This window comes from Paenibacillus sp. P13VS, assembly GCF_015143645.1.
GTDB classification, from domain to species: Bacteria; Bacillota; Bacilli; order Paenibacillales; family Paenibacillaceae; genus Paenibacillus; species Paenibacillus xylanilyticus_A.
Map to the genome: position 1 here is coordinate 266874 of NZ_WYEV01000005.1, position 18753 is coordinate 285626.

At 50.8% G+C, this 18753-nt stretch carries 11 protein-coding genes; 1 reads left to right on the top strand and 10 read right to left on the bottom strand.

Going from position 1 to position 18753, the window contains the following annotated elements; all coding sequences use genetic code 11:
• Positions 1–59: 59 nt before the first annotated feature.
• The 3 genes from GUA98_RS14955 to GUA98_RS14965 all read right to left on the bottom strand — a co-directional run bounded on the left by GUA98_RS14955 (position 60) and on the right by GUA98_RS14965 (position 7949).
• Positions 60–2504, bottom strand: a complete 2445-nt coding sequence (locus GUA98_RS14955) for a transcription initiation factor TFIID (RefSeq protein ID WP_227779674.1) — start codon at positions 2502–2504, stop codon at positions 60–62.
• A gap of 1 nt (position 2505) precedes the next feature.
• Positions 2506–5895, bottom strand: a complete 3390-nt coding sequence (locus GUA98_RS14960) for a tubulin-like doman-containing protein (protein ID WP_153980225.1) — start codon at positions 5893–5895, stop codon at positions 2506–2508.
• Between the two features lie 260 nt (positions 5896–6155).
• The gene (locus GUA98_RS14965) at positions 6156–7949 is read right to left on the bottom strand and encodes a vWA domain-containing protein (protein WP_193723588.1); all 1794 of its coding nucleotides are present in this window, start codon (positions 7947–7949) and stop codon (positions 6156–6158) included.
• Between the two features lie 433 nt (positions 7950–8382).
• Here GUA98_RS14965 and GUA98_RS14970 point away from each other — a divergent pair, with 433 nt between their 5' ends.
• Positions 8383–9315, top strand: coding sequence for a hypothetical protein (locus GUA98_RS14970; RefSeq protein WP_193723589.1), 933 nt, complete (start codon positions 8383–8385; stop codon positions 9313–9315).
• 210 nt (positions 9316–9525) lie between these two features.
• Here GUA98_RS14970 and GUA98_RS14975 read toward each other — a convergent pair whose 3' ends face one another.
• The 7 genes from GUA98_RS14975 to GUA98_RS15005 form a co-directional block, all read right to left on the bottom strand.
• On the bottom strand, positions 9526–10698 hold the full coding sequence (locus GUA98_RS14975) for a hypothetical protein (RefSeq protein ID WP_193723590.1): 1173 nt from the start codon (positions 10696–10698) through the stop codon (positions 9526–9528).
• A 31-nt stretch (positions 10699–10729) separates the two neighbouring features.
• Positions 10730–11929 carry a hypothetical protein gene (locus GUA98_RS14980; RefSeq protein ID WP_193723591.1) on the bottom strand — a complete coding sequence of 400 codons (1200 nt, stop codon included), beginning with the start codon at positions 11927–11929 and terminating at the stop codon, positions 10730–10732.
• Positions 11930–12268: 339 nt separating this feature from the next.
• Complete coding sequence (locus tag GUA98_RS14985; protein WP_193723592.1) at positions 12269–13765, bottom strand: DEAD/DEAH box helicase; 1497 nt, start codon at positions 13763–13765, stop codon at positions 12269–12271.
• A 205-nt stretch (positions 13766–13970) separates the two neighbouring features.
• On the bottom strand, positions 13971–15419 hold the full coding sequence (locus GUA98_RS14990; RefSeq protein WP_193723593.1) for a SulP family inorganic anion transporter: 1449 nt from the start codon (positions 15417–15419) through the stop codon (positions 13971–13973).
• Between the two features lie 539 nt (positions 15420–15958).
• Positions 15959–17629, bottom strand: a complete 1671-nt coding sequence (locus tag GUA98_RS14995) for an ABC1 kinase family protein (protein WP_193723594.1) — start codon at positions 17627–17629, stop codon at positions 15959–15961.
• On the bottom strand, positions 17630–18010 hold the full coding sequence (locus tag GUA98_RS15000) for a phasin family protein (protein ID WP_153980233.1): 381 nt from the start codon (positions 18008–18010) through the stop codon (positions 17630–17632).
• Between the two features lie 72 nt (positions 18011–18082).
• Positions 18083–18721 carry a ThuA domain-containing protein gene (locus GUA98_RS15005; RefSeq protein WP_193723595.1) on the bottom strand — a complete coding sequence of 213 codons (639 nt, stop codon included), beginning with the start codon at positions 18719–18721 and terminating at the stop codon, positions 18083–18085.
• Between the last annotated feature and the right edge of the window lie 32 nt (positions 18722–18753).

An 18753-nucleotide genomic window follows, 5' to 3' on the forward strand; every position in this document is an offset into this window, starting at 1 on the left:
TTTCCAAACCAGCCCATCATAGGCTGAATTAATACCGGAGTCGATCATGACATGTCGTTCTATCGCATAGGTGATAGCTTATCAGCCAGGCCTGCTGGATGAAGCTCATAACCGTTCTCCGTATACGAGTCGTAATACACCTTGCCGTTGCGATAGACCATCAGATCCTCCAGATGGAACCCTCCCATCAGGTTCAACTTTTCCACACCACTGCTGCGTTCTTCGTACACCACTCCCAGCTTATAGATGCGGGACGTTTCCTCCGCATGTGCCGCATAATCCATAAAAGCACTGTGATGATCGCCAAAGAAATACTTTTCTTCATACCGGTGTTCCTGGGTATAATCGAATACCCGTATTCTCACAACCGCCTGATCCTCCAGCGTACGGTATAACCTGCGGAACAGATCATCGCGGGTCAATACGTTTTTGTCCCCGTAGGTAATCGTTACATTCGCCCGCTGCAGCAGTTCTTCCTCAAAAGGCAATCTTAGTGGTTCTGCTGTGAGCAGCAGCGCATGGCATACCTCCATCAGACGTTGCAGCAGACGCTCGTTGCCTTCGGCAGCAAGACGGTTAATGTCTCCCATATAACGCTCTTCAAACCAAACATCCCGGCCCCGCTTGGCCTCCAAATCGGCAATCAATGCTTCCGTTACCTTCCCGTAATACTCCATCACATTCTGTCCGATATATTCATCCGCTGCCGCGATGCGCTCTTCTGCCGCTTCACGCAGCGTACGTTCCAGCGATTCAAGTGCTGTCGTTATGCTGCGGCTGAAGCTATGGAGCTGTTCCATCTCCGAATCGTAGAGGCGAAGCAATTGCAGTTCGTTTTCCAGTCGCAACAGCTCTGTCTTGGGCACATACACGCGTTCCAACAAACAATCGATCAGACTCCGTACATTCTGCTTGTCCCGGAACAACGCCCGCTTGATTGGCTGATCCTCCACTTGCTCCTGCTGGCGCTGTTCCAGCAGGGCACGTGCCGATTCAAGCTGAACCGATTTGTCGCGAATGAGTCCCAGCAAAGCCTCACGTACGCTCCCAGGGCTGCTGTCACTCCATGAAGCCCATTGGAAATAGCCAATCTCCGGATACTCCGTCCGTGACTGCTCTGCCCGGTGGAGTAGGGAACTTTGACTGCTGCGCTGACGGAGACGCTCTTCCGCCGGACGTACCATATTGTCACGGAAGTACGCCTCAGCACCCTGACCAAATAGCGCCCGCTCTGCTTCACGCAGGGATAGCGGCTTGAGATCGGAGAAGCTGACGTTATGGGTCATAATGCCGCTCATGCCACCCACCAGATCTTGCTCGGGCAGCAGCCCTTCCACCTTGCGCTCTACGGATGAAGCGTCCAGACCGAAGAAAGCAAGCTTGTCTTTCATGCTCCAATCCGGCTCCTGTCGCATAATATCCAACAGATAGCGGTATAGATGGTACAACACCGCGAGCGCAATCGGTTGGTTGGGCCGTCTGATCTCGGCAAAACCCGCACTCGCATAACCATGCTGATCCGAGGTCGTACGAATGTTGTTTTTGAACGACGTATTATTGTAGGTATTGGCCCCTGTACTTGCCACTGCACCCAGCGCATCCGGATCCTGCTTCCGGTTCTTCAGCAGGCAGATGCGGCAGATAATCTCGGCATTCTCTATCCATCCCCCGGATACGCCGGTTCCTCGCTCATTTTTGTCAGACAGAATATAGACGAGATCAAACAAAGGCGAAGAAGGGTGTACAACGGGAATGGAGATCCCATCTTCCGTTACGAGCAGATTACCGCTGAACGTATAGTCCAGTGCTTGCATATAATCCAGTTCCCTCAAGAAGGCAAGTCCGGCTGCACTTGCATATCCGAAGGAATCCACCTGCTCCATCTCGCTGACCAGTACATGCAGATCGGTCTGGACCGACTTGAATGATTGGGCCAGAATAGTCTCGGTCAGCTTGGTCAGTTCAGGCAGGAGCACGTTCAGTGGATCATCTGCCCTTGTCACGACGGTTACATAGATCCGGTCAAACGATGAATATAACCGGCCGTATTCAGCGATCCGATTGCTCACCCGGCGCAGTGTGCGATTCAGACCAAAGAGCGCCTGCTCCGAATCGTGAAAACGGCGGTGTACATCCTTGCGCATCGTCTTCGAAGGACGTCCGGTCTGTTCGGTGGATAGAGGCAGGATATGACGGGTCACCTGACCGTCTTCCGATGAATCCCGATGCTCCCGTCCTCCTTGTTTCTCCCGGCCCTCTGTTCCAATCTGGAGATACACCACACCTTCTCCGTTATCCCACTTCAACTGATTGATCTCGCGCACTGCATCCATGGCCGGTTCGACCATGTCACCAACAAACAGAAACAGGGCCGGGTAATGGATACTGCTTCGTCCATCACCCAGGCTGCCTTGCCGCTCCTGCTCTGCCGCATACTGTGCTGCGTACTTCTCCAGATCCCGCTTCAGGGTATTGTTCAGCTTGAACTCCATCCCGGCACCCATGTTACTTCAGCCTTCTGCGGATGTCATTCAGCTTCGATGACATTGTTCTGTAGAACTGATAGATGTCTTCGCCGTTCGCCAGCTCCACGCGTTCATATTCCAGACGATCGCGCGATTCCATGAACAGGGCAGCCAGGTCATCCAGTTTGGCCAGCAGCGGAGCGATGTCCTCTGAAGCCGTTAGTTCGTTATCCCGGCGGGAAGCTTTGCGCAGCAGTGTACTGCGATCTTTTTCAGACAGACCGCGGAAGTTGCCAAACACTTCATACTCGGCAAAGTTGCGGCTCTTCATCAGGTTCGCGAACGGCTCCCAGGCATCCTCTTCCGGATCGCGGTCGTAGACGTAAAGTGCGCCCTTCTTGACGATCGTGTCGGTATACAGAGCTTCGATGAAGCGATCATACCACTGTTCCTCATCCTGATGCTGTGCCAGAATGCCTTCGAGTTCAGCCACTTTGGCCGAGATGGCATTCATCTTCGCCAGTTCTTCACGTACCCGTGCGATAAGCTGCGGGGAACGTACCAGGTTTTCTTTGGCCATATCTTCATTAATACTGCCGAAAATATCCTTCACCCCTACACGCGGCAATCCTTCGGATTGCAGACGTTTCAGTTCAGTCACTGCCCGTTTTACCTCACCTAGATTCGGGGTCGTTGACGTCAGACGCATGTCGTAAGCATTCAGCTTCGCGGCCAGGTCAAACGGTTCCGTTGTGACAACAGCATAACGATTGCTCGTATTTTCATCGATTGTTTTGGCCGTAATGATGTTGTATCCAATCGCTTGCTCGAATTCGGTACGTACCCGCGCGTTATACTGCTTCACCCGGGCATTCTCGTAGACATCGCCCCAGGACTTTTCGGGAATCGGAGATGGCAGGTAGGTCCAGTTGTTTTTCTCCGTCTGTACCAGATGGCGTCCGATGCCTTCCTTGTCCAAAATGGTACGTTCATAGCTTTCCTCATATACTTTGAGCGGCGTATACACAAACAGCGGCACCCCGTTGCGCGTATTCAGCCAGAAAATCCGGTTGCGGACTTCGCTTTCCTTGACGGTAAAGTGGGATTTGCCCACCGCATTGTTCTGATAATTGCGAATCCCTTTGAGAATGCCTGGCGCCTGTGTCGGCACAGAGACGAATCCCCATGACGGGAAATGCAGACTGCCTGTGCTGTTGCTGAGATTGAACACCGGAACGGCCTCATCATCCAGCTTGCCAGCGATGTAACGCTCCACGAATTTCTCTACAGACTCATCCTGCCCGTATTTGATCACCAGGAAATCTTCCATGGAACGGGTAATGAGGTCCCCGAACTTCTCGGTCAGGAAGTCCGAAATGGAACTAACCACATCAATTTCGTTCTCCTTCACCCACTGGTTGGAGTTCTCCAGCAGCTCACGGGAGAAATCGCGGATCAGGTCATCCGTGTCGCGCTTGTCCAGCAGCCCATCCACCACATTGACGATATCCGGTACACTAACAACGTTCCAGTAGTAGGTTTTGTTGCCTTTGTGATCGGACTGTTCTTCACCACGTGTCAGAATATCTCCGTTCTTGGAGAAAATCGAGCTGAGCGCATTCAGCGTCTCGGTAAATACGTTATAGATGCGGCTGTTTTCCTGATTCAACAGTTCATACAGATCCTCATAGAACTCGATCATCTGATCGTTGCGTTCCACGTCGGCGTGCAGCCAGTACTCATGAATTTTAGCTTCAATATAAGCATTCTTTTTCTTCTCTTTGGAGACGAAGGCACTCTTCGCGTCACCCAGTTTCTCCTCCGATTGCTCCTGCGCAGCTTCAATGTCGCGTGGAATGCGGAATGCATTCTCGCGCAGCGTTTCGATATACGACTGAATCATCTTCAGTATACAGAAGCCTTTTTCGGTGTAGATCAGACGGGAAACGTAGAACGGACCCTGTTCGGGATGCAAAAACATGCGCCGGATCTGTTCGGTAAACTGACCGGCAATCTCGCCCGGCAGCTGTTTCTTCGCCTTGATATATTCTTCACGGGCACGGGCCAGGAAGTTCTGCTCCAGCTCGGTGTCCATGTTCACGACCTGTGATTTCACGACATTGCCGTATGACAGACGCTCACTGTTCTGATAACCCGGCAGCGGCTCCGGCACGCGGGACTCGAAGGACTTCACGACACTTTCGAGATCGATGCCCAGCTTGCGGGCGAATTTCTCCGTGTCCTCCTGGTTCGGAGCTTTGGAGAACATGGTGCTCATTTTGTCGAACATCCGGTAAGCAAGATACGTCGTCATCTCTTCAATCGGCAGTACCGCTGAGGAAGCACCGATAATGTTGTAATCATAGTTGGCCGGATACGCCTTGTTCATCTGTGCAATGTTGGTACGGATGTTGCTGATATAATCGTGAATCGCGAATTCTTCGCCCGACTGTTTCTCCTCACTGGCCATGAAGTTGGTGATGTTCTCGGCCGTCACGTTCATGCAGTAGTCATAGGCATTCTCCAGCAGCTTACCTTCCGTATTCGTTGCCGAAATCAGGTGACACAGGTTAAACGGCGGCAGCGGTGAATTAACATTCAGGATGTTGCCGTATTTCTGCGTGAAACGCTCGCCGCGGCTGTCGACATTCATCCAGTAATCCAGCTCTTTGAGCGCAGCATAGCCGTTTTTGCGAATATATTCGCGTGTGTGCTCGCTTAAACTTTTGTTCGATAGATTCACGTCTGGCGTAAACAGGTAACCCAGCGTATTGACGCGGTCGATCCCGGCAGAACCGTGATCCCGTTCAATGATGCCGCGCACGATATAGGAGATATCGAGGAAGCATCCACTCCCTGTACCACCGGACAAACCGGTAAGCAAGAATACCATCAGCTTTTTGTTGGTGCCTACGGATAATGTTTTGATCTTTTTGTCGATCGCCTGCACGACCTGATTGATTTTGGTGAACAGCAGCAACCGTCCAGCCTGGCGTACCCCTGCTGCTCCATTCATGCCATCCGTGATGCTCAGTTCCGGAGACAGCCAGTCCGTAATATACGGCTCCAGCACGCTGCGATTCTGCAGCAGTCCACCGATCTCGGCATTGGACAGCAGCACGAATTCGTTAATCGGGTCCAGCCCGATGCCTTTGTACTTCTTCGCACGGTCCTGCTCGTTGGTTTCAAACGCGAGAAATTCCACGTTGTCCGGCTTGTCCATTTTCTTCTTGGATACCGGGTCCTGAGGCAGCTTGAAGCGGCGGTTAATCTGATATTTGAGACGCAGCAGCGCATCAATTCCCGTTCCTCCAAGACCGATAATCAAGATCGGGTTATCAATTGTATCGACCCTGATCTTCTCGCTGACAATCCCTCCGCCTAGCGATACATCCAGCTGCTGAATATGTTCTCTGACAATTGGTTTCATTCCATGTCCTCCCTTTGGTTAACGCAAAATTAAAGAATATCTACACTTGCCACTCCGATGACAGAACAACCTTCCGATCGCTGTTATCCCCAGATTTTTTTGATTCTCTTTTTCAAAGGTGAAAATCTAGGGATAAAGGCGAAGCATATGCTTCCGAAGGAGCTTTCTTACAGAAAGCTTTTAGCTTCGCTTCTACAGCTTTTTTCTGTCCTCTGCGTTCTCGTGTAAACGGGTAGTACCAACTTCTATTGGCATTCCTTTTAGACCAGATACTCGATCAAAATCGTCTTATCCGCCTGTTGCAGCGGGATGCTCAGCCGGTCACCGTTCTTCAGTTCAACGCCTGAGCTTGCATCCACGGCACGTCCGGATTTCTCCAATGTACCGCCTGCGGTATTGCGAATAATAATTCGGTCCCCATTGCTGGGCGTAAATATATATTTCTCGGTTTCCTTCAATTCCGGATCCAGCTGTAAAAGCTGGTGCAGATGGAATCTGCCCCGGAAGGATGCCAGTTTTTTGTATTGTGGATAGGACTTGTCCCCGGTGTTCTCATCCCGAATCTCGACAATGATCTGGCCGACAAAGCCGCGGTTTTTGCGTTTCAGCCAGCCCATCAGGAACCAGGCACCCACTCCAATCACCAGCAAGGCTACGACTCCCAAAATCACAGGTAACCATGGAAACGGCTTGTCCTGCTCACCACCTGAGGTGGTTGGCTGTGTTCCCGCACCTGCCGTCCCCCCTGCATTAATGGTAATAGGCGCACTTTCACGGTAGAAGCTGTCCTCCTCCGCACGAATCACCAGCTCATAGTTATGATTGTCCGGCACTTCAAAGGTACCTGCAAAGCCGCTGCCTGTATTCTCCAGCGGTTGCTCCTCACTCTTGTTCGTATCCAGATCGTTTACGACCAACGTCGCCTTCATATCTGCATACAGATCGTTATCCTGGAGCGGCTGACCTCCATTTTCAAGCTTGGCTGTCAGGTCTACCTTGTCGCCCTTCGTATAGGACTTGGTCTTAATTGGGTCCACGACGAGCTGCAGATCATAGTTGAACAGCAGGTTGATATCAATGCTGTCTTTCGGAGCCCCTTTTACCCGAAGTTTCCAGTCGCCTTCCTGAGGCTTGAGCAGCTTGACCAGTGAATAACTTTTGGATGTCGAGAGCTTGGCCTCATCCGAGTTCAGATCCACCGCTTTGCCCGAAGGATCGGTCAATTCAATCTCCACCTGCTTGGAAGACATAATCGAAATATTGGCTTCAAGCACGCTGTCATTTGGTACGTTGACCGTAACTTCCTGAAAATTGCCGTTGCCTGTGATGGAAGGCAACTTCACCACATTCAGCTTGGCATGATCTGCGAATATCTCACTCAGAATCTGCGGCAGATCATCCGGCGTATCCGTGATGAATGACTTGCCTCCTGTCTGACTGGCCAGGTCAGCTAAGGCATCCTTGTTCAGTTTGCCATCTGCGTTCAGTCCGATCGTATAGACCGGAATGCCCTGATCCTGGGCTTCTTGAACAGCCTTCGCCAGATCTGCATCAGACTGTGCCTGGGTGCGGCCTTTGGTTTTGTTAAAATCATTGTTGCCGTCTGCAAGCAGTACGATCATGGGGGAGTGCGATGCATCTGCACCATGATTCAGCACATTCACCGCTTCAGCCACCCCGACGGAAATATCAGTGTATGGCCCGCGGCCGAGCTGATCAATAAAGTCCTTCAAACTGCTCTTGTCCGCATCGGACTGAATCTCCAGCAGTGCTTTTTCCCGCTCTACCTGATCGGTATAAGCAACAATCCCTACCTTGTCCCCCTGGACCGGCAGCATATCAATAAACATTTTCATGGCTTCATTACTGATCTTGTCACGGTCGCTTGTATTCATCGAGTTACTTACATCAGCTACAAGTACGGCGTCGATCCCGCTCGTCTGTGCCTGAGCAGCTGCAGCTTGGGGCAGCAACGCCTTAGGCAGCAGAAGCGTTAGAAATGTCAGCAGAACCAGTGTTCCACTAAGCCAGCGTATTTTGCGTGTCCGCAGCATTGGGTGTACTCCTTCACGTTTGAGATTAAAATGGGAATAGTTTATTATAGGCGTCAAGCCTTAAGGAAATCTTAACAGTCTACTAATATATTCTGAAAAGCACCCCTATCTTGAGTTACAGTTTTGTAATGACTGACAAAAATCGACCTATTCGGCGCTTCTACTGGCATTTTAATTCCAACTATGGAAATATGATATAGTTATTGCCAGCAAACTGCAATATAACGAAACCTTGTTTCAGATTTACACTATTCTGCATAACAACTATGCCTAGAAAGGAATCGATTATGGTTACATACGGATGCCTCGCCATATTGTTTCTTTTTGTCCTTATAAAAGGAATCTCGCTCTTTTTCCAGGGTCGCAAACCCGTGACTAGGGAGGATTCGGACCGTACCCTATACACTATACTGAATGGTGAGCGTGATTAAGCATGAGTACCAAACAAGTGGTATCCATCAGACCTTTTAACCGAACGACCTATGCTTTTGAGAAGCTGCACGTCTGCAAGCGTTGTGGACAATATACCTGCTTGTGGGAGGAGGAATGTACCTCCTGTGGTCGCAGCGCCCTCGTTTCTGTCCAGGAGCGTGCCGGCTCACGAGTGAAACGCCGGATTGCACGCGATCTGTTCCTTGCCGTTATACTCGGAGCTGCCGCCACCTACTTCGGTGAAACAACGGATCAGACCATGATGGCAGCCACCGTGACCCTGCTGCTGATCGGATGGCTCATCTTCATGCATCACCGTACCTTCTCTGCCCAGCAAAATCGGCAGATGAAGCGCATGTTAAACGAAGACCGGGAGGACATCCGTCAGGGGATCAACCGAAACTGGGCACTCGTTGCCGAAGCCCGCAAAGAAGACGAGGCTCTCGCTTACGAGATGCTGCGCGAGATTGGATCGCTCGTCTATAATGACCGGATTCGCCTTCAGCAGGTTGCCCTGCTGCAATCCTTCGTGCTGCGAAGTGATATGGATCTGCAGCTCCAGCCCCTGCTGCTGCGCAGCTTCGAGCGGCTGCTCGCCGAATACATCGGTGAAATCGCCAGGCTTAAGCCGGAGTTGATTCGTGAAGATGCGATCCGGTATATCGCCACATACGAAGTTAATATTTTGCAGCTGCACAACGGAATTCAGATTCTGACCGCTGTAGCTGCAGCGGCTGTGCGTAAAAGCAAATATATCGAGTTATTCCCAAGTCTTATTACCCGCTACGCACGCTTCTTGCCCAAAGACCGGTTCATGCGTCTCTATCGTACGCTTGAACTGTATCCTGGCAAGGCACGTGGCGGTTTGGCTGAATCCGTTGGGAGAGTATATAACGAGAAATATCGGGACAACGTTACCGAGGTTCATTCCTAAAGAGCATGTTCATGCACAACAATTCCCTAATATATAGACGATGTGATTCCCAAGGACCCCTGCATCGATTTTTAGGGACAAGAATATGCAAGAGCAATCCTATACCATATCTACCTGACCACAACCTAAAGAGCACCTTATTCTCACATGAGAGTAGGGTGCTTTTTTTCAACAATTGCATAACGACTCAAGTCGAATCTGTCTGCCATGTTAATCTCTTTTTCTTGCCTTCAAGGGGTAGATCAGGACGTATGGAATCCAGAGCAGCACGGAGCACAACAACACGCTCCCATATAAGGAAACGTACATTTGTGCTGTGGGCTCGGTATGATCCAGAAGCTCCAGGACCATACTTGCAACCATCAGATTGATAAAGGAACCGATGGTGTATATGAGAATCTGCTTCCAACGCAGCCTTTTGACCAATATATAAAACAGCAAACTTAATCCCATGATATATATACTAGGTGTCAGCCAGTGCTCCGCTTCGATCTTGCCCTGCTCTGCTTCCAGACCCAGGTAGTAGGTCACTCCCCATTGAAGCAGAAAGACAAACCACCCCGGCCCTACACTCATCCATGCTGAGGCATGACGTTCCTTTTCCTGATATGCACGAACTCTCTGAAGGAATTCTTCTTCCTCCTCTTTCGACAGACTACCTTCCTCATATGCTCTATGAAACTCCTCGTCTACCCTATCCAGGTAGCTGTAAAATTGCCGGTCCACATTCCGCTTATATAGAAACGGCTTCTGATCCCTGTCGTTCAGCAGCTTATCCAGCAGCTCTACTTCCGTCATCTGGTCCGAGGTGGGTTCAGCCGTAAACTTCAATGGAACCTGCAGCGAAGAGAGAGCTTCAAGCCATTTCTCTGCATCCCTTCCATCCAGAAAGGTAACGCTGTGGACTCTCCGCTTCAGGTTTTGATCATAAATGAAATGAATGACAGGCGGCATGATCGCTGTCTCCGGGGTTTTCTCCAGATAATAGTGCATATGCTCCACGGTATGCCTGCCATAATATGCATGCTCGATACAGGAAACGTCAAATCGATTTTCTTCAGATATGTTGGAACGTGGATTCCAACTGGCGCAACTTACTTCCTTGGGATCAAGCTTCGTATATGTCGGGTGAGATTTACGCCTCGCTTCCATACGCAAAGATGTCATTGAACGATAAAATAGCACCGCCCCAAAAGGAACAACTCCCAGCAAAAACCAGGTCTCTGCTGAAAAATGCAGCACAATCAGCACCAGCGGCAAGATAACCATCGCGATCCCCACGATCCGATGTGTGGTTAGCTTCGATTTCACAGATGGCCTCATTGGCTTTGGTGTCTCAATCAGCTCCTGAAAGCAGTTCAGGGAGTTATCATCTGTATCCATGCCCGCCTCCTTCGTTTCCTTCTGTTCACACCTATCTGTGTGTTGATTTGTTATTGTACTTTTTGTTCAATGCTTCACCTGCAGCCACCTTGAATCGATAGAGCAGGAGCGGCACACAGATAAAGAGAATACCCAGCAGACTGGCGCTGCCCAGTGAATCCAACATCCGGGCACCTGGACTGATATCCTCGGTTTCATATAGCGAAACACTCATGATAATTGCATTCACGAATGTAAATGCCGAGTAGATGAGCACATGCTTCCACACAAAAACCTTGGTCAAGAATGCAAACAGCACACCCATACCTACCCAGATTATGAACGGAATGAACATGGTGTCCGGATTGAGCTGATCCTTCTTCGCCAGTTCCATTAGCAGGAATGCAATCCCCCACTGAAGCACAAACACCATCCAGGCCCACCCCACACTCCGAAATGCCTTGGTCTGTTTTCGTGCTGCGCTCCTTTTCTCCTTCTCCTGTTTCTTCTCTTCCGTGATCCGAATGGACGGATGATTGTGACTTATGAGATCCTCTACAACTCTCTGCCGATAGATTTCGAAGTTGTTCTCAACCGGTATGTTCCAAGGTACCACTTCCTGATGCTTATCCTTTTCCAGAGCAGCACGTACTTCAGCCTCCGGAGCAAGGTTCTCGGTGGAATACATAGTGAATCTTAGTTCAATTCCCTGTGATGCCAGCTGGCTAAGCCAAGCATTGGCCTCTGTTTCTTCATAGAAACGTACTGTACATAGTCTGTGCTCCAAACCTTGCTGATAGAGGATATGTATTTCAGGCCAAAATTGAATGGTACGTACCGGTTCCCTGAATTCTGCCCGTTGGTAGAAATGTGCCTCCTTCGTCAAATAACGCCCATAATACACGCGCTGGATGGCTGACCGCTCAAATCGGTGTTCTTCAGGAGTATGGGAATCCGGGTTCCACCTGATGTAGAGAATCTGATAACTATCCATCTCCGTTCGGTTCAAATGCTGATTTCTCCAGGACAAGTGTCTCATCCTGCGCAAAACGGCATAGAAGATCCATCCCCCGAGCGGAATGAACACTATCGTAAACCAGGTCCACACCGCTGATACTTCCCAGATTAGGTACAGGGGGACAGCAACCAAAGCTAGTGCAATCAGCAGGGCGATGCCCATCATCAATCGTGTAAACTGCCAGTAAAATGGCAGGATCTTGCGCTGTTCCTGTATTAGAGGATATGTATTCATGAAAACCTCCGATCTGCCTGCTTCATCACGTCCAATAGGCCCGCTGGCGAGATTTTTTCACTTCTTGTATACCCGCATGATCCACATATGCACCATGGAATCCGAGCAATGGGTCTTTCACATATTTCAACATATCTATCCAATACGTTCCAAATAGCAGAGCGTTGCGTGCAATACCGCATATGTAAAAAGGGCCGCGACGGAATTCGTCGCGACCCTTTCATCAAGCACTCGGTACGTTGGTACCTGAGTGCTCTCGTATTCTCGCCATGCCGTTATCCTATGCATGGCGTCAAACTGATCGTCCAGCGCGGCTTCTCTGCCGCGGACGACAAGGTCTTACCGTCCGCGACGAGAATCGCGGCGGTCACTTTTGGCTGGCCCGCGTCCACCTGAATTACGCTTGTCCGCACTGCGGCCAGCCCAGCCGCTGCTGCGCTCATCACCGCTGCGACCTGCACCGCGACTGCTGTCGCTGCTGCGCGCCGATCCGCGTCCTGCGCTGCGCTCGTCGCCACTGCGGCCGCCGCTACGACCACCGCTGCGTCCACCTTCACCGCCGCGGGAACCACGACCTCCGCGGCCACCTTCATTACGTCCGCTGCGGCCTGCGCCGCGACGGGCACTGCCTGTTCCGGCAGAGCGTCCACCTGAACGTTCATCATTATCCTGACTGTTGATGGAACGTCTGGCTGCTCCGGTGGAGGCCACTGGACCTTCGCTCGTCCACTGGATGCGGGTCAGCTTCTGATTGGTGCCTTCCTCAATACGTGCAAGCTCCGGTCTGTCATGCTGCGTTGCAAACGTCACGGCAAGACCCGTTCCGCCAGCACGACCTGTACGACCGATCCGGTGGATATAGCTCTCTGCATCATGAGGAATGTCATAGTTGAATACATGCGTTACGCCTTCCACATCCAGTCCGCGTGCCGCCACATCGGTAGCCACGAGGATTTGCAATTTTGCATCACGGAAGGCTTTCATGACGTTCTCACGCTTGGACTGGGACAGATCCCCATGAAGCTCGTCACTCTCGTAACCTGCTTCGCGCAAATCTTCATTCAGCTTGGATGCACGGCGCTTGGTCCGGCAGAAAATAATCGCCAGGTACGGGCGATACGTATCAATCATGCCGCGAAGCGCATCGAACTTGCCACGATCCGTACACTCCAGCACTTGCTGACGAATCTGATTAATTGGAATAACCGATTTCGAAGATACTTTTACATCCTCGGGATCTTTCATGTAGTTCTTCGCCAAGTTGCGGATACCCTTCGGCATCGTTGCCGAGAACAGCATCGTCTGACGTTTATGCGGCAGTTCACGTAGAATGGTTTCTACATCATCCAGGAAGCCCATGTGCAGCATTTGGTCCGCTTCATCCAGCACCAGCTTCTTCACGTTATCGAGCTTCAGCGTGCCGCGGCGCAGGTGATCCAGAAGGCGCCCCGGTGTACCGATGACGATCTGAGTCCCATTTTGCAGCTTGCGCAGCTGTTTCTCCACGTCCTGTCCGCCATACACAGCAAGCACATGAAGCTTATCGTCATTGGCCGTCAGCTTCTTCGCTTCCTCTGTAATTTGCAGGGCCAGCTCACGCGTAGGAGCGATAATCAATGCCTGTGGGGAGCGGTCCGATACGTTGATTTTCTGAATAATCGGCAGCAAAAAAGCCAGCGTTTTCCCTGTACCTGTCTGTGCCTCAGCAATAATGTCACGTCCGCCTAACAGTACGGGAATCGAGCGCTCCTGTACCGGTGTCGGCACGGCGATTCCCTGATGCTTCAGGATCTCGCACCATTCCGGGCGAATGCCCAGTTGTTCAAAGTTTGCCAATCGTTACACCTCTGTATATTCATTTAGATAAGCCCATTTCGATGTATTCTTCCCCATGAAATGGATTTTCAAAAAGCAATCAGTCCGTCTGCTCTTTTTCTCCATACCGTGTAGTTTACACGTTTGTCCAGCAAAACAAAAGGGTACCGGACATGTTCCGGCACCCTTTTAATGTATTTTATGTTCCAGAGATCATTTATCTCCATTAACCATGGCTCTGTGAGACCGCAAACCCGCTTCTCTCCAGCAAACGTGAGCTTTCCTCGTTCAAGCCTCGGAGATGCACCGTTTTGCCCAGTTTTGCGTATTTGAACTTCACCTTGCCGATGGCAACAACGGCCGTGTTATCCCAAATATGTGATCCGCCAAAATCAATCGTGATCTCCTCCGGATCCGTCTCGGCATGAAACTCCTCGACGAAGCGGGATGAAGAGCCGAAGAAGAACGGACCGTGAACACGATATACCTTTTGGCCCTGCTCCTCGCTGGCATGAACACGAATCTTGGCCTGTTTCCATCCAAAATGCAGGGCGCTAAGCACAACGCCAACCAATACACCGATGGATAGATCGCTGGTGATGACAACGATCACAACGGTAACCACCATAACGAAGGCCTCTGCGCGGGGAACACGTGCGATATTTTTGATGGAACTCCAGTCAAACGTACCGATACACACCATAAACATGACACCTACCAGCGCACCCATCGGCACCTGTTTCACCACTCCGCTGAGCAGCAGCAGCAGGATGGCCAGAAAGGCGCCTGCCGTAAATGTGGACAGCCGTCCCCGGCCGCCGGACTTCACATTAATGACGGATTGTCCGATCATGGCACAGCCGCCCATGCCGCCAAATAATCCGTTAACGAAGTTAGCAATCCCTTGACCGCGCACCTCACGGTTTTTACTGCTCTTGGTCTCCGTCATCTCATCCACGATAGTAGCGGTCAGCAGGGATTCCAGCAAACCTACCAGCGCCATCGTAAATGAATAGGGCAGCAAAATCATCAGCGTGTTGAAGGACCATTCAATATTAGGCAGATGGAACATTGGGAGGGTACTCGTCAAATTCCCCATGTCGCCTACCTGCTTCACATCCAGATGGAACACGACCGTAATAATCGTCATAACGATAATCGCAATCAGAGGAGCCGGAACGCCTTTGAAAAACCGTGGCAAAATATAAATGATGGCCAGCGTGCCTGCGACCATTGCATACATGATCCAGTTCGCGCCTTTAAAATGCGTTAGCTGGGCCATGAAGATCAAAATTGCCAGAGCATTTACGAATCCGGTAAGTACCGAATGCGGCACAAACGTAATGAACTTCCCAACTTTAAAAATGCCCAAAATAAACTGAATAATTCCCGTCAATATCGTGGCCGCGAACAGGTATTCCAAGCCGTAATCCTTGACGAGGCCAACCATCAGCACCGCCATGGCGCCCGTAGCAGCCGAGATCATTCCCGGTCTTCCACCTGCAATCGAGATCACAATCGCAATCGTAATCGATGCGTACAATCCGACCATCGGATCGACACCCGCAATGATAGAGAAGGCGATGGCTTCCGGAATCAGCGCCAGCGCTACCGTAATGCCTGCCAGCACGTCTCCGCGAATGTTGCCAAACCATTGTTGTTTTAACGTATTCATATGTTCTTGCCGTTCCTCCTACACCGTTAACCTCATAGGTTGATTACCTGAAATGCACAGCTAGGCACGTCACTGACCAACCACGACAGGGCAGCACAAAACAGCGGAACACTCCCTCCGCATCATGGCCTGTACGTGTTGATACAAGAAGCTCCTCATCCGGAATAAAAGAAGTCCGAAATCCGCAGCGATCCTGCTTAATCCGTTCCAGTGCGTCCCACATAATTCTGTTACATCATTCAGGTTCGAGCTAAGAAGACATCAGAAGACGACTCTTGATGTCAATGGTCTTCCCCTCTCAGAAAGACCGGGTCCGTTATGTACTGACCTATTATTATAGACAGGGCGATCCTTTTATACGAACAGGCTATATCTTCGCAAACGATAGATTATCCCTGGATTTCTCTTATTTTTATAATATATCTCCGTTATGCTCTGTTTATCTATTTTAGAGTTGATGCATTATTTCCCAGACCAAAAAGAGCCGTTAACGCTCCTTCGCCAAGAAGCATTAACAGCTCTTTCCTACCTAAATGTAACTAGAATCTTCCCGATTTGAAAATCGAATAGAGCAGAAAGGCCACCATCAGAATGGCAACCAGAAAACCGATCTCAATGACCGGAATATCCCACAGCATCGTTGACTGATGACTGATTGAGGAACCAATAATGAGTCCGACCATAATGATACAAAAGGCGAGCAGCACGATACTGAAGGACAGACGATTACTGATCTGGTCCAGCCTGCGCATCAGCGTGTCCAGTTCGGGTACACTGACCTCAAGCCGCAGCTTGCCTTTACTGATAATGGAGGATAGCTGCCGGAGCTGCCCCGGCAATCCGATCACACTCTCAGTCAGGTCTGCGGCACTGCGGAACAGCCGATCCTTGATTCGGCCCGGACTGAACCGATCCTTGATCAGCTTCCGGCCGAAAGGTTCTGCCATATCCACAATGCTGAGTGATGGATCCAGATGTTCGATCACGCCTTCCATTGTGAGCAGTGATTTGCCCAGCAGCACAATGTCGGCTGGCATGACGACCCGGTGTCTCTGTGCGACACCGAACAGATCGTTAAGCGCCTGGCCCACACTGATTTTGGAAAAGGGAATATCATAGTATTTGCTGCGCAGCTTGTCCAGATCATTATGGAGGCCGCGGAGATCCATGTCATCCGGCATCATGCCCAGTTTCTCAATCGCCCGGATCATGCTGTCTGTATCCTTGCGCATCAACCCGATGATGAGCGAAGCCAGATGCTGCTTCATCTCATCGCTCAGAGTGCCAACCATGCCGAAATCGATAAACGCCAGTCGCCCGTCTTTTAACACCATCAGGTTGCCAGGATGCGGATCCGCATGGAAGAAGCCATGGATAAAGATCTGATTCAACAAGGAATCCACCAGTCGCTGGGCAATGTCATTCAGGTCATGTCCACGTCTGACCAGTTCGTCACGGTCATTCAGCTTGATGCCCTCCACATATTCCATGGTTAACACACGCGAGGAAGTCTGATCCCAGTAGATTAGCGGGATTTTGACCTTGTTATCCTGCTGGTACTGCTGGGCGATCTTCTCGGTATTCCGCCCCTCAACGGTATAATCCAGTTCAGCCATCAGTGCCTGGGCATACTCCTCTACCATCTGCGGAATCTGGTACTGCTTCACCCAGTCCCATCGCTTCTCCGCCATCGCCGTCAGCTCACGCAAAATATCCAAATCTCGCTGCACAATCCGTGAGATGCCGGGACGCTGGATCTTGATGGCGACGGCTTCTCCGCTTCGAAGCTTGCCCAGATGCACCTGCCCGATGCTGGCTGCAGCCACCGGGGTATCGTCAAACCGGGAAAAGATCTCTTCCAGCGGTGTATCCAATTCCTGTTCCAAAATCCCCCGTGCCGTTTCCGAAGAGAAAGGGGGAACCTGATCCTGCAGCTTCACCAGTTCACGGATGACCGGCTCGGGCAGCAGATCCGCTCTTGTGCTTGCCAATTGCCCCAGCTTCACGAAAGCCGGCCCCAGCTCCTGCAGCACAAGCCTGATCCGTTCGCTCAGCGTTTTGGTCGTGTGTGCTTCACGTGACATCCACCGCCGAGGTATGGCCAGCAGCTGGAACAGCCCCAGCTCCTCGACCATATAACCGAAGCCATGACGCACCAGCGCCATGGCAATTTCCCGGTATCTGCCGACATGTTTAATTCGCACAGCCATCTACTCGATCTCGTTTCCTTTGTGCGGAGGAGGAACTTCAAGTGGAGCTGGGGATACATCTGGTTGCAGCTGTGGTGTTTGGCCCAATTCGGCGAGCTTTTTCTCCAGTACAGCAACGCGCTGTTCCAGACTGGTCACATCACTCTCCGAAGGTACGCCTACTTCCTGAAGCACCCGCTTGACCTGCTCATGGATCACACGCTTGAGCTGGCCCTGCTCTTCGTCGCCTCGTTCCATTAGACGCTCGACCAAGGCTTTGGATTCACCTGGCGCAAGTTCCCCGCGTTTGACCAGATCATCTACGGTTTTTTCAATTTTTTCCTTGCTTACGACGGTAAGACCCAACCCTAATGAGATCGCCTTTTTGAACAAATCGCTCATTCTTGTCATCCTCCTCTTCGTTGATTTCTATATTATACCCTTTATACCCAACACAACAAATAAACGATCAGGTTACACGTATCGTGCAGCCCATTTGCCTGCCTGCAAAATCAGCTGACGATAGGATTCGTGTGCAAAAGAAGGCACATGATGTCCTGGCATGAGGTATACAATCCGGCCTAATCCATAGGTATGTGCCCAAACCGCAGGCTTAGGTCCATCTTCAGTCTGGTATTCAAGCAGAATCGTGGTTTCGGCGAATGATCCGAACTCGAACAGATAAGGCTCTTCTTCCATAGTGAATCCGGTAATCCCCTCGGTCACAGGGTGTTTATGTTCCGTTACGGTAAACTCCAGCGGTCCATACGGTGGATGATGCAGGAATTTCGCACCAATCATCTGCTTGAGTTCATAACGATTCTGAAGCGAAATCCCGTTATGTAGAATGACCAGGCCGCCTCCATTGCTCACATAGGACAGCAATCCAGCTGTCTGCTGAGGAGAGACTTTCCCCTTCCAATCGTCCATGTATGAAATACACACATCAAATCCCGATATGTTCTCCTGCAGCAGCATATTACGATTCTCGCTGCACTGCACGGTCATGCTATCATGAAAAATACGGCTGATCTCTGCGTCAACATCCTGCAGCGGATGCCAGTCCGGATGTGTATAATCGCCGAGCAACAACGCCTTTTTACGATGGTCCATTAATAAAACTCCTTTCATGTTAAAGCTGTAAC

Coding starts and splice junctions, on each gene's coding strand:
- GUA98_RS14955 (WP_227779674.1), bottom strand. CDS start 2,504: ATGGGTGCCGGGATGGAGTTCAAGCTGAACAATACCCTGAAGCGGGAT.
- GUA98_RS14960 (WP_153980225.1), bottom strand. CDS start 5,895: ATGAAACCAATTGTCAGAGAACATATTCAGCAGCTGGATGTATCGCTA.
- GUA98_RS14965 (WP_193723588.1), bottom strand. CDS start 7,949: ATGCTGCGGACACGCAAAATACGCTGGCTTAGTGGAACACTGGTTCTG.
- GUA98_RS14970 (WP_193723589.1), top strand. CDS start 8,383: ATGAGTACCAAACAAGTGGTATCCATCAGACCTTTTAACCGAACGACC.
- GUA98_RS14975 (WP_193723590.1), bottom strand. CDS start 10,698: ATGGATACAGATGATAACTCCCTGAACTGCTTTCAGGAGCTGATTGAG.
- GUA98_RS14980 (WP_193723591.1), bottom strand. CDS start 11,929: ATGAATACATATCCTCTAATACAGGAACAGCGCAAGATCCTGCCATTT.
- GUA98_RS14990 (WP_193723593.1), bottom strand. CDS start 15,419: ATGAATACGTTAAAACAACAATGGTTTGGCAACATTCGCGGAGACGTG.
- GUA98_RS14995 (WP_193723594.1), bottom strand. CDS start 17,629: ATGGCTGTGCGAATTAAACATGTCGGCAGATACCGGGAAATTGCCATG.
- GUA98_RS15000 (WP_153980233.1), bottom strand. CDS start 18,010: ATGAGCGATTTGTTCAAAAAGGCGATCTCATTAGGGTTGGGTCTTACC.
- GUA98_RS15005 (WP_193723595.1), bottom strand. CDS start 18,721: ATGGACCATCGTAAAAAGGCGTTGTTGCTCGGCGATTATACACATCCG.